Source organism: Nocardia flavorosea NBRC 108225 (assembly GCF_001613385.1).
In the GTDB taxonomy this organism is placed as follows: Bacteria; Actinomycetota; Actinomycetes; order Mycobacteriales; family Mycobacteriaceae; genus Nocardia; species Nocardia flavorosea.
In genome coordinates, this window is the sequence record NZ_BDCG01000023.1 from 208,390 (window position 1) to 220,245 (window position 11,856).

Consider the following 11,856-nt stretch of genomic DNA (forward strand, 5'->3'; position numbering starts at 1 on the left):
ACGCCGACTTCGGTGCCCACCGCGACGGTGTTCGTTGCCGGCGGTCGTGCGCTTGCGAGGGCTACGATCGGTAGCCGTGCGAACGACATTAACGGGTTGATTAGTTAACTGTTTGCGTTTTCGCTCAAATTCCCTGCTGCCGACTGTCGGATGCCGGCATGTACTGCGCCGGTCCTCGGCGGTCAGTGGGGCAGCGACCGTGCGACCTCGCCCCAGCGGCCCAGCGCGTCCGGGTCCGACTGCATCGAGTCCTCGGCGAGGGGGCAGACGATGCGGGCGGCGATGCCGCCGTATCGGTCGGTGAGCCGGTCGGCGATTTCGTCCCAGCGGCCGACCACGGCGAAGTGATCCAGCACGTCCTCGGTCACGAGGTCGCGCATGCCGTCGGTATCTCCGCGCTTCAGGCGTTCGTGCAGAGCGGCCGACAGTCCGGTGAACCCGAGGTCGTCGAACTGGAACGCGAAGGCGCGGGTGGTCCCGTAGAAGGCGATCTGGTCGAGGGCGGCGCGGCGCAGCGGGGCGCGTTCCGCCGCGGTGTCCCCGGCCACGATGAACACCGGGATGATGAAGTCGATCGAATCCACCGCCCGCTGCGCCAGTTCGCATCCCTCGCCGACCGCGGGCAGCAGTCGCTCGTGCAGGTAGTGCGCCGAATGCAGCGGATGGACATGGACACCGTCGGCCACCTCGCCGGCCATCCGGCACATCCACGGGCCGACCGCCGAAATGTCTATGGGTATGTGATGACCGTGCGGCTCGGGTGTGCGTGCGGGTGGCAGCAGGTTCATCCGGTAGAACGGTCCCGCGTGGTCGAGCGGCCGGTCGCCGGCGAAGGCGGCGAAGCAGTCTCGCACTGCCGTCACATAGTCGCGTAGCCGTGGGCCCGGGTGGTCGAACTCGGCCGAGTACCGGCGTTCGATATGCGCGCGGACCTGGGTGCCGAGGCCCAGCCGGAACCGGCCGCCGGTATTGCCGGCGAGTTCCCACGCGGTGAGGGCGGTGACCATCGGGCTGGTGGGGAAGGCGACGGCGATACCCGTCGCGAGGTCGAGTTCGGGTGCCGCCCCGGCGGCGGCCGCGACCGACATCCAAGGCGTCTGTGTCGTCTCGGTGAACACCATTCCCGAGATGCCCGCGTCCGCGGCGGCGCGGGCGATGGTTGCGGTCTGCGCCCAGGGTCCCGCGCTCCGCGCTATATCGAACTTCACGATCGTGCCCTTCCTTCGTTTGTGCAGGCCGGTTGCGTGGCCATTAAATAGATAGATATTATGGCTATTTGTGGGCTTCGGTTGTAGGTTCGGCCTGCGGGATGGTTCTCCTACGAAGGCCCCGCTGGCAGCCTTCGTCCGGCTGCCCGGCAGCGGGACGGCGACCGTCCACCAACTGATTCGACTCGGTGAGGAGAACTCGACCAATGGGCATGCTCGAAGGAAAGGTCGCGATCGTGACCGGTGGGGGGCGCGGTCTGGGCCGCGCCCATTGCCTCGCGCTGGCGGCCGCCGGTGCCACCGTCGTCGTCAACGACATCGGTGCCGGGTTGCACGGTGAGCCCGGCCGAGAAAGCCCGGCCGACGACGTCGTGCGCGAGATCACCGAAGCCGGCGGCACCGCCACGGCGAACGGCACCTCGGTGACGGACTGGGCAGGTGTCGAGGGCATGGTGAACTCGACGGTCGAGCAGTTCGGCCGGCTCGACATCGTGGTGAACAATGCCGGAATCGTGCGCGACCGCATGCTGTTCTCGATGTCGGAGGAAGAGTTCGACGCGGTCATCGATGTCCATCTCAAGGGCACGTTCGTTCTCACCCGGCACGCCTGCGCATACTGGCGCGAGGCGAGCAAGGCCGGTGAGCCGGTCAGCGGCCGCATCGTCAACACCACCTCCGGAACCGGCCTGTTCGGCAATGTCGGTCAGGGAAACTATGGCGCCGCCAAGGCCGGGATCGTCTCGCTGACGACGATCACCGCACTCGAAATGGCTCGCTACGGGGTAACGGCCAACGTGGTGTCACCCATCGCCGCCACCCGGATGACCGAAGGAATCAGCTCGGTCGAGGCCGACGTGCGCGCGGACGGTTTCGATCCGCGCGACCCCGCGAACACCTCGGGTGTTGTCGCGTACCTGGCTTCGGACGAATCGGCCTGGCTCACCGGCCAGGTGGTGCGCGTCGACGGCGATAAGTTCCAGCGCCTGACCGGTTGGGCGATCGAGGGCGAATACGCCAGCAGCAGCGGCCGGGCGCTCACACCGGAAGAGCTGGTGGCCGCCGTACCGCGCCTCTACGGCGCGGCGCCCCGGGGCCGGGCCTACCACCGGTGAACACAGCAGACAACTCGGTGTCGGAAATTCAAGAGAGGCGAGACGCGTGATCTCGAACCGTATTACAGAAATATTCGGCGTGGACCATCCCATCGTGCAGGGCGGTATGCAATGGGTGGGGCGCGCGGAGCTCGTCGCGCCGATCGCCGAAGCCGGTGCACTGGGCATGATCACCGCCCTGACCCAGCCGACTCCGGCCGATCTCCGTACCGAGATCGCCCGGTGCCGCGATATGACGGACAAGCCTTTCGGCGTGAATCTCACTGTGCTGCCGTCGATCCGCCCGATGCCGCACCGCGAGTACGCGGAAACCATTGTGGACTGCGGGATCAAGGTCGTGGAGACGGCCGGTTCCAACCCGGAGCCCTTCATGGATCTCTTCAACGAAGCCGGGGTCAAGGTCATCCACAAATGCACCAGCGTGCGGCACGCGGTGAAGGCTCAGCAGGTGGGTGTCGCCGCGGTCAGTGTGGACGGTTTCGAATGCGCCGGGCATCCCGGTGAGGACGACGTCACCAATCTCGTGCTGATCCCGGCTGCCCGGGACGCCCTGGAAATTCCGATCATCGCGTCCGGCGGTATCGGCGACGGGCGCGGGCTCGCGGCGGCGCTCATGCTCGGTGCCGAAGGTGTCAATATGGGCACCAGGTTCATGTGCACCGCCGAGGCGCCCATCCACGAGAACGTCAAGCAGGCCATGGTCGACGCGACCGAACTGGAGACCGACCTCATCCTGCGCACGCTGCGCAATACCGCCCGGGTCGCGAAGAACAGCGTCAGCCAAGAGGTTGTCCGGATCCTGGACGAAGGCGGCCAGTTCGAGGATGTGCGGGAGCTGGTCGCCGGGGCGCGCGGCCGCACCGTGTACGAGACCGGCGATGTCGAGGCCGGCATCTGGACCGCGGGCCTGGTCGTCGGACTGATCAACGATATCCCGACCGTGCATCAACTGGTCACCAGGATGGTTTCCGAAGCCGAACAGTTGATCGCGCGCGCCGGCGCGATGGTCAGCGTCGTGGCGTGACGCGCGAGAGACGTGCAGAGGAGCCCCCATGCCGTTGACCCCTGAAGAGATGAGCGCTCGCGATGCCTGGTTCCGGGAGCACTGGAGCCGGCATGTGCCGTTCAACACCGATATCGGTCTGGACATCACCGACTGGGAGCCGGGGACGGTGCGGGCCCGGCTGAAGTATCAGCCGCGACTCTCGGCGCACGACGGTATTTTCCACGGTGGTGTGCTGGCGACAGCGCTCGACGCCGTCGGTGGCGGAGCGGTCGCGGCGGGCCACGACTACAACCTCGGAAGCCGATTCACCACGGTCACCATGACGGTGCAGTATCTATCGGTCGCCCCCGGTGAGCCCGAAGTTCTCGTCGAGGGGGTCTGCACCAAACGGGGTCGTCGGCTGAACTTTTCCCGTGCCTCGGTACTGACCCGGGACGGGCGAGTTCTCGCCGAGGCAGTGCTGACAGTCAGCGCATCGGGCGAACGACCGCGGGTCGGAAACCCGGAAGGAGCCTGAAATGACGACGACTTTCCGGCGGGAAGTATCCGAAATTCTGGGGCAAGCACGTCTCACCGACGTACTCACCGCCTATATCGGCGGTGAGTTCACGGGGCTGGGTCGTGGCGGCTGGATGGATGTCGACGACCCGGCCACCGGTGCGGTCATCGCCGGTTTCGAGACCAGTTCCGCCGAGGTCGTCGACGCCGCGGTGCGCGACGCGCACGAGGCCTACCGGCGATGGCGCGCGGTATCGCCCGCCGAGCGGGGCCGGCTGCTGGCCGTCGTCGCCGCCGCCATCCGCCGGGACGCCGACCTACTGGCCCGGCTCGAAAGTATCGATTCGGGCAAGCCCCTGATTCAGGCGCAGGCCGATATCGCCGGCAGTGCCCGTTATTTCGAGTACTACGCCGGGCTCGCCGACAAGATCCACGGCGAGACGCTGCCGCAGGCCGCGGGCACTTTCGCGTTCACCCGCCGCGAACCGCTGGGAGTGGTAGCCCACATCACCCCGTGGAATGCGCCGCTCACCCAGTTGACCCGTGGCGTCGCGCCCTGCCTGGCGGCGGGTAATGCCGTGGTGGTCAAACCGTCGGAGCTGACTCCGCTGACCTCGGTGTATTTTGCCCGGCTGCTGGTGGAGTCCGGGCTTCCGGCCGGACTCTGCAATCTGGTCCTGGGCGCCGCGGACCCCACCGGGAAGGCGCTCACGGAGCACGAACTGATCCGCCACATCACGTTCACCGGATCGGTTGCCGGTGGGCGCGCGGTGGGGGAGGTGGCCGCCCGCCGGATCATCGGTGTCAACCTCGAACTGGGTGGTAAATCGCCCACAATAATCTGTGCCGACGCGGATCTGGCGGCTGCCGCCAGGGCGGGCGCTCAGGCAGTGGTCCGCAATTCCGGTCAATCCTGCTTCGCCACCACGCGACTGCTGGTCGACCGCACCGTGCTGCCGGAGTTCGTCGAACTGCTCGCCGCCCGGATGGCGGGACTGTCGGTGGGCCACGGCCTCGACGACCCCGACGTCGGTCCGCTGATCTCCGACCGGCAGCTCGAGCGGGTCGTTTCCTTCATCGATTCGGCGCGGACGGACGGCGCCCGAGTGGTGACCGGCGGTGACCAGCCGGCGGCCGGCGGACGGTTCATCAACCCGACGCTCGTCCAGGGCGTCACCAACGATATGCGAATCGCGCGTGAAGAGGTTTTCGGGCCGGTCCAGTCAGTCCTCGAATTCGGCACGCTCGAGGAGGCCATCGCGATCGCCAACGACACCGAGTACGGACTGTCCGCCGGAGTCTTCACCCGCGACGTGGCGACCGCACACCGGGTCGCCGAACGGCTGGAGGCCGGTCAGGTTCAAGTGAACCGGTATATCGGCGCCGGCGTCGAGGTGCCGTTCGGCGGTTACAAGAACAGCGGGCTGGGACGAGAGAAAGGGACCGAGGCGGTGCAGCATTACACCCAGGTCAAGAGCGTCATTATGGATATCTCATGAGCGAGTCGGGCCCAGAGGCGGCGACACTAGGTTTCATCGGGCTGGGCGTCATGGGTTCGCGGATGTGCGCGAATCTGATCCGCCGCAGTGACCATCCGGTGGTCGTCTACGACCCCGTGGCCACCGCGGTGGCGGCCGCCACGGAACTGGGCGCGCGGGCAGCGGACAGCACCGGTGAGGTCGCCGGGGCCGCCGATATCGTTTTCCTGTCGTTGCCGTCGATCGTGCAGGTCGAATCCGTATGTGCCGAACTCGTCTCGGCCGCGCAGCCGCCCCGGATCATCGTGGATATGAGTACCAGCGATGTCGCGGGTACCCGCACGCTGGCAACCCGCCTCGCCGAATCCGGGACCACGCTGGTTGACGCGCCCGTCGCCCGGCTGCGCCAGGCCGCGGAAGAGGGCACGCTGTTGATCACGGTCGGCGCGGACGCCGAGACCTTCCGTGAGATCGAGCCGCTGCTGTCGTGTATGGGCAGCGATATCGTGCACGCGGGAAGCACCGGCAACGGTCAGGTTCTGAAGATCCTGAACAACATGGTGCTGTTCCTCAATATGAACGCGCTGGCCGAGGCGCTGGCGATCGGCCGGGCGGCCGGCGTCACCCCGGACACATTGTTCTCCACGCTGAAGCTCGGTTCCGCCGACAGCTTCGCGCTGCGCCGCACGGCATCGGCCACCATGCTGGTCGACGAATTCCCCGAACGAGCGTTTCCCGTCGACTACGCGATCAAGGATCTCGCGCTCGCGCTGAAACTCGCCGAGGAGTCGGATATCCCGGCCTCCGCCGGCCTTCAGACGATGGACCTGTTGCAGCGCACCCACGACGCCGGGTACGGCGCGAACTACTACCCGGTCATGATCAAACTGGTCGAAGGCGATGCCTGAGCCGGTCGCCGCGCCCTGGCGGCTCTGGGGCGTCCGGATGGGCCGCGGCGAGCGCCGCACCCAGGACAACTTCCTGGTGCCGGGGGACCGGTGCGGTCACAGCGATATCGACTTCATCGTCTGGGTGGCCGCCCGCGGCGACGATGTCGTGGTCGTCGATACCGGATTCGGTCCCGAGTCGGGCCGGCGGCGCGGTCGCGAACTCGACCTCGGGCCCGGCGCGGCCGTCGAACTGCTCGGGTTCCGGCGCAGCGATGTCCGCGCGGTCGTCCTGACCCACTTGCACTTCGACCATGCCGGAAACCTCGGTGACTTTCCGGACGCGCGCATCGTGGTGCAGAGCGCGGAGATGGCCTATGTGACCGGCTCGGCGATGCGGCACCACCGGCTGAGCCATTTCTACGAGCCCGGCGATGTGGCCGAACTCGTCCACCTGCTGTTCGCCGGCCGCGTCGACATGGTCGACGGCCACCACGAGGTGCTCCCGGGCATCGAGGTCGACCTGGTGGGCGGACACACCCGGGGTTCACAGGTTGTCGCGGTCGATACCGGCCGCGGCCGGGTGGTGCTGGCCGGGGACGCCATCCACTTCGCGGAGAACCTGCGCGACGCGAATCCGTTCCCGGCCATGGTCGATGTCGAAGGTGTGCTCGACGGGTTCGACACCATCCGCCTCCTGGCCGATTCGCCCGCCCACATTGTCCCGGGCCACGACCCGGCGCTCTTCGAACAGTATCCGTTGCTCGACCCCGATGCGGCCGGCCGTATCGCCGTACTGCACGAGCCCCCGCTCGTACCCAGCCAGGAGGACAACCAGTGATCGACGACCCGGAGGTGCTCGCCGAATTCCGTACGGCCACCGAGGCGTTCGCGGCCGACCAGCTCGCCCCGGACGCATTGTCCCGTGCGCATTCACCGGACTACGAGCGTGATACTGCGCGCCTGCTCGCCAAACAAGGTTTGCTCGGTCTGAGCATTCCCGAAGAACTGGGTGGTCAGGGCGCCGGGCTGCTCGCCGCGGTCACCGCCATCCAGGCTGTCGCGAGCGGTTGCCCGCGCAGCGGCGACATCGTGCAAGCCGGCAACTTCGGTCCGATCCGCACGTTCGCCCAGTACGCCTCCGCGGACCAGCGGGCGAAATACCTGCCGGGTCTCCTCTCGGGTGATCTGCTGATCGCACTGGGCATGAGCGAACCGGAGGCGGGTTCGGCCGCCACCGAGATGACCACCAGCGCGACCCGCCGCGGTGACGGCTGGGTGGTGAACGGCACCAAAGTCTTCTCCACCCACAGTGCCGACGCGGATGTCTACCTGGTGTATCTGCGATTCGGACCGGGTGTCGGCGGTATCGGCTCCGTGCTGATCGACCGCGACACCCCCGGCCTGACCGTCGGACCCCCGTCGCGGTACATGAACGGCGAGCACTGGTGCCCGCTGTACTTCGAGGACTGCTTCATCCCGGACGCCCAGGTTCTGCTGGGGGAGGGCGGGTTCAAGAAGCAGATCAGCGGCTTCAACGTGGAACGGCTCGGGAACAGCGCCCGGTCGATCGCGGTCGGCCGCTACGCCTTCGACCGAGCCAAGGAATACGTCCTGACCCGGGAGCAATTCGGCCGGCCGCTGGCGGAGTTCCAGGGGCTGCAGTGGATGTTCGCCGACGCCGCGGTAAAGCTGGAGTCGGCGCAACTGCTGCTGGAACGTGCCGCGCGCAACGGTGACCGGGACGGCCTGCCGACCGCCGGGGAGACCGCCATGGCGAAGCTGGCCGCGAACCAGGCCGGCTTCTTCGCCGCGGACGTCGCGGTCCAGGCGATGGGCGCGACCGGATTCGGCGAGGAAACACTCGTCGAATACTGCTTCCGCCGCACCCGCGGATGGATGATCGCGGGCGGTTCGGTGGAAGTGCTGAAGAACCGCATCGCCGAGGACGTCTTCGGCCGCCGGTTCTCGCAGCGGGCGCGGTGACGGGATGGCACCGGATTTCTATCGGGCGCTGACCGACCCGCGGACTGTTGCCATCGTCGGTGCCTCCAACACACCGGGAAAGACGACCGCACGACCACTCGGTTACCTCCGGGAACACGGCTGGGACGGCGAGGTCTACCCGGTGAACCCCACCCGCGAAACGGTGCTGGGCGAGCGGGCCTGGCCGAGCCTGAGCGCTCTGCCCACCATCCCCGACCACGTCCTGATCCTGACCGGCGCCGATGCCGCCGTAGCGGCGGTCCGCGAATGCGCGGAACTCGGAGTGCCGGTCGCGACCGTGATCGCCGACGGATTCCTGCCCACCGATGCCGACGGCAGGCGGCGCCGCACCGAACTCGCGCAGATCGTCGCCGGTTCCTCGTTGCGGCTGCTCGGACCGAGCAGCCTCGGTATCGCCAACCTGCCGCGCCGGATGGCATTGACCGGCAACGCGGCCTTCGCCGACGACTCGCTGCCCAGCGGTGACATCTTCGTGGCCTCGCAGTCGGGCAGCGCCCTCGGCGCACTGCTGTCGCGGGGTGCGGAGATGGGGCTCGGCTTCGCGTCGATGGTCTCGACCGGTAACGAGCTGGACCTCTCGCTGGGCGAGATCTGCCGCAGCGCCGTCGACGACCCACAGGTCGCCGGCTTCGCATTGTTCCTGGAAAACCTCACCCACGCCGAAGATCTCGCCGACTTCGCCCGGCTGGCCGCCGAACGCGGTAAACCGGTCGTCGCCTACAAACTCGGGCGGTCGGATGCCGGCGCCCGGTTGTCGGTATCGCATACCGGTGCCCTGGCCGGCGACGATACGGTGGCCGAAGCATTCCTCACCTCCCTCGGCATCGCCCGCGTGCGGACATTCGAGGCGCTGCTCGAATCCCAGCACCTGGCCCGGCGGATTCCAGTGGCCGATACGCCGGCGCGCCCACGGGTTGGGGTCGTATCGACGACCGGCGGGGGTGGCGCGATGATCGTCGACGCCCTGGCCGACCGCGGCGCTATCCTCACCGGGCCGTCCGCCGAAACCGCGGCGCGCCTGGCCGATCTCGGGGTGCATACCCACGGCGGTGCGCTCATCGACCTCACCCTCGCCGGAACCAAGTACGCCACGATCAAGGCCGTCCTCGAAGTACTGCTCGACGCACCGGAATTCGATGCCGTGGTGGCCGTCCCCGGAAGTTCGGCGCGATTCACCCCGGAGGTCAGCGTGGCGCCGATCATCGAATGCGCCGACCGCGGTACACCGCTGGCCGCCTTCGTGGTCCCCGCGGCGCCCGACGCTCTCGCGATGCTGCGGGCCAAGGGAGTCAGCGCATTTCGCACCCCGGAGTCGTGCGCGGATGCCATCGCGGCCACCTTCGCGCGGCACGCGCCGGTCCGCACGCCGGTCGCTGTGCCGCCGGCGGGAGTTGAGCCGATGCCGTTGGACGAGAACGATTCCTACGCTCTACTCGAGGAGTTGGGGGTGGAGGTCGCCCCGCGCGAGGTGGTCCGGCTCGACGACCTGCCCGCGGAGCTGCCCATCCCCGGCCCCGTCGCGGTGAAACTGCTCGACGCCACAGTGGCGCACAAATCGGAACTCGGTGGTGTGGTGCTCGGTGTCGAAGACGCTCCCGGGCTCGCCGCAGCGGCCACCCGGATCCGTGAAACGGCCGAGCAGCGCCGGCCGGGCCTGACAGTGGACCGGGTCCTCGTGCAACAGATGACCAGCGGAGTCGCCGAAGCCCTTATCGGTTTCCGGCGCGACCCCGATGTCGGCCCGGTGGTTCTGGTCGCTGCCGGCGGTGTGCTCACCGAGCTGTATCGCGACAGCGCCGTGCGGCCGGCACCGGTCGATCCCGCGACGGCCCGCGCGATGATCGATGAGGTCATCGCGTTCCGCGCTGTCGCCGGCTACCGCGGCCTGCCGCGGGGCGACCTGGACGCATTGGCGCACGCGGTGAGTGCGGTCTCCCAGCTCGCGCTACGGCACCCGGTCGTGGCCGAGGCCGAGCTGAACCCCGTCTTGATCCGCGCCGACGGTGTCGTCGCGGTCGACGCGGTGGCCTCGTACTATCCGGAGGAGCGGTGATGGCGGCTACCGGAGTGGTCGAGGCCCTGGCCGGTCAGGCGGTCGCGCACCGGGCGCGGATGGCGGAACCGGATGTACAACGCTGGGCGCGAAGGGTATTCGTGGACTGGCTCGGAGTGGCACTGGGCGGCTCCACGGGTCTGCCGGCCCGGGCGTTGCTCGCGGGACTCGTACCGGCGGCAGGGCCGAGCCGCGTCATCGGCAGCACCGAGCGAGTGGCCCCGTCGGTGGCGGCGATGGTGAACGGTGCCGCGGCCCACACCCAAGAACTCGACGATATCTACGCGCCCGGGCTGTATCACCCCGGTGCGCCGACCGTGGCCGCGGCGCTGGCGGTTGCCGATCGGCTCGATACGAGTGTCGGGCGGATGTTGCGGGCGATCGCCGTCGGTTACGAAATCGGATGCCGGGTCGCGACCGACCTCGGCCCCGCCCATTACGCGCACTGGCATACGACCGGCACCGCGGGAGCCCTCGGCGCGGCGGCCGCCGTGGCCGACCTGCACGATGCGGACATTCCTACCTTCGCGAACGCGATATCGCTGGCAGCGACGATGTGTGGTGGCCTCCAGCAGACGTTCCGCAGCGACGCCGCGGGCAAACCGCTGCACGCCGGGGCCGCCGCCCAGGCCGGAGTGGCCGCCGCGGCCGCCGCTGTCGGCGGGCTGACCGGGGCACTCGACGTGCTGGAGGGCCCCGCCGGACTGGCCGTCGCAACCGGCACCGATACACAGTGGCAGTCTTCTCTCGCGGAGTGGGACGAGCAGCCGGCCGTCGCGCGCATCACCGTCAAGCCGTATCAGTGTTGCGGTCACGCATTCGCGCCGATCGACGCGGCGCTGTCGCTGCGGGACCGGGTCCGGGGGGCCGCGGTGGACGAGATCCTGGTCGAGACCTATTCCGCGGCGGTCGCGGTGGCGGGTATCGCCGAACCGGTCAGCCTGGCCGAACGGCGGTTCAGTATCGCGCACCTGGTATCCGCCGCGCTCACCCACGACCCGGCGCAACCCTTCGACCCGGGCGTCGAACCCGACGCGGAGTTGCGCACGCTGACGCGCCGTGTCCGCCTGGTGGTGGATCGCGGGTTCGACGAACGGTTCCCGTCCCGGCGTGGTGCGCGGGTGACCGTCTCGGTGAACGGCGACCGGTACAGCGCCGAGGTACCGGACCGCTCCGGAAGTCCGGAGAAGCCTCTCGACGACGAGCAGCTGGCGGCGAAGTTCGTGACGGCCAGCGGTCGTGGGGCCGGGTCGGCCAGGGAACTGCTGGCCCGGCTCGCCGCGACGGATCCCGGTCGGCCGGTACGCACCCTCGACCTCGGCTGATCGCGCAGAGGCGATACCTCCACCGGGGCGTTGGCGTGCAAACGAGAGTGCGGCCTGCGCCTACAGCTGACATGATCCCTGGTTCGGCCAGGTGGACCCACCACAAGGGATCCAGTCTGTGTGGCAGTGCGCGCCGGTCCACCTGCTTCTTGGTCGACCACCTGGCGTAGCGCGGTCCGGGACAACGCCGCCTGCGGTTCTTGCCGCTTCCAGGCCAGAGTCCGGGGATCTCCTCATTCGGCATGGGGATCGCTCAGGGTTTGTCTCGGCGTTCAGGCAGCG

At 68.5% G+C, this 11,856-nt stretch carries 10 protein-coding genes; 9 read left to right on the forward strand and 1 reads right to left on the reverse strand.

Annotation, left to right across the window (positions count from 1 at the left end):
- Window positions 1-182 precede the first annotated feature (182 nt).
- A complete protein-coding gene (locus NFL01S_RS30245) occupies window positions 183-1,208 on the reverse strand; it encodes a TIGR03617 family F420-dependent LLM class oxidoreductase (RefSeq protein ID WP_062979709.1) in 1,026 nt (341 codons plus the stop codon).
- A 206-nt stretch (window positions 1,209-1,414) separates the two neighbouring features.
- Here NFL01S_RS30245 and NFL01S_RS30250 point away from each other — a divergent pair, with 206 nt between their 5' ends.
- Genes NFL01S_RS30250 through NFL01S_RS30290 form a run of 9 tightly spaced genes read left to right on the forward strand, consistent with a single transcriptional unit; the run spans window position 1,415 to window position 11,574 of the window.
- Window positions 1,415-2,320 (forward strand): SDR family NAD(P)-dependent oxidoreductase, encoded by a 906-nt coding sequence (locus NFL01S_RS30250; RefSeq protein ID WP_062979710.1) that lies wholly within the window; start codon window positions 1,415-1,417, stop codon window positions 2,318-2,320.
- Between the two features lie 46 nt (window positions 2,321-2,366).
- Window positions 2,367-3,344: an NAD(P)H-dependent flavin oxidoreductase gene (locus NFL01S_RS30255; protein WP_062979711.1), complete on the forward strand. Its 978-nt coding sequence runs from the start codon at window positions 2,367-2,369 to the stop codon at window positions 3,342-3,344.
- A gap of 28 nt (window positions 3,345-3,372) precedes the next feature.
- Complete coding sequence (locus NFL01S_RS30260) at window positions 3,373-3,843, forward strand: PaaI family thioesterase (RefSeq protein ID WP_062979712.1); 471 nt, start codon at window positions 3,373-3,375, stop codon at window positions 3,841-3,843.
- A 1-nt stretch (window position 3,844) separates the two neighbouring features.
- On the forward strand, window positions 3,845-5,323 hold the full coding sequence (locus tag NFL01S_RS30265) for an aldehyde dehydrogenase family protein (RefSeq protein ID WP_157117109.1): 1,479 nt from the start codon (window positions 3,845-3,847) through the stop codon (window positions 5,321-5,323).
- Window positions 5,320-6,210 (forward strand): NAD(P)-dependent oxidoreductase, encoded by an 891-nt coding sequence (locus NFL01S_RS30270; RefSeq protein ID WP_062979713.1) that lies wholly within the window; start codon window positions 5,320-5,322, stop codon window positions 6,208-6,210. Before NFL01S_RS30265 ends, NFL01S_RS30270 begins: the two co-directional genes overlap by 4 nt.
- Window positions 6,203-7,030 carry an N-acyl homoserine lactonase family protein gene (locus NFL01S_RS30275; RefSeq protein ID WP_062979714.1) on the forward strand — a complete coding sequence of 276 codons (828 nt, stop codon included), beginning with the start codon at window positions 6,203-6,205 and terminating at the stop codon, window positions 7,028-7,030. Before NFL01S_RS30270 ends, NFL01S_RS30275 begins: the two co-directional genes overlap by 8 nt.
- Window positions 7,027-8,175 carry an acyl-CoA dehydrogenase family protein gene (locus NFL01S_RS30280; RefSeq protein WP_062979715.1) on the forward strand — a complete coding sequence of 383 codons (1,149 nt, stop codon included), beginning with the start codon at window positions 7,027-7,029 and terminating at the stop codon, window positions 8,173-8,175. The genes NFL01S_RS30275 and NFL01S_RS30280 overlap by 4 nt, the downstream gene beginning before the upstream one ends.
- A gap of 4 nt (window positions 8,176-8,179) precedes the next feature.
- Window positions 8,180-10,249: an acetate--CoA ligase family protein gene (locus NFL01S_RS30285; protein WP_062979716.1), complete on the forward strand. Its 2,070-nt coding sequence runs from the start codon at window positions 8,180-8,182 to the stop codon at window positions 10,247-10,249.
- The gene (locus NFL01S_RS30290) at window positions 10,249-11,574 is read left to right on the forward strand and encodes an MmgE/PrpD family protein (RefSeq protein ID WP_062979717.1); all 1,326 of its coding nucleotides are present in this window, start codon (window positions 10,249-10,251) and stop codon (window positions 11,572-11,574) included. Before NFL01S_RS30285 ends, NFL01S_RS30290 begins: the two co-directional genes overlap by 1 nt.
- Window positions 11,575-11,856: the final 282 nt, after the last annotated feature.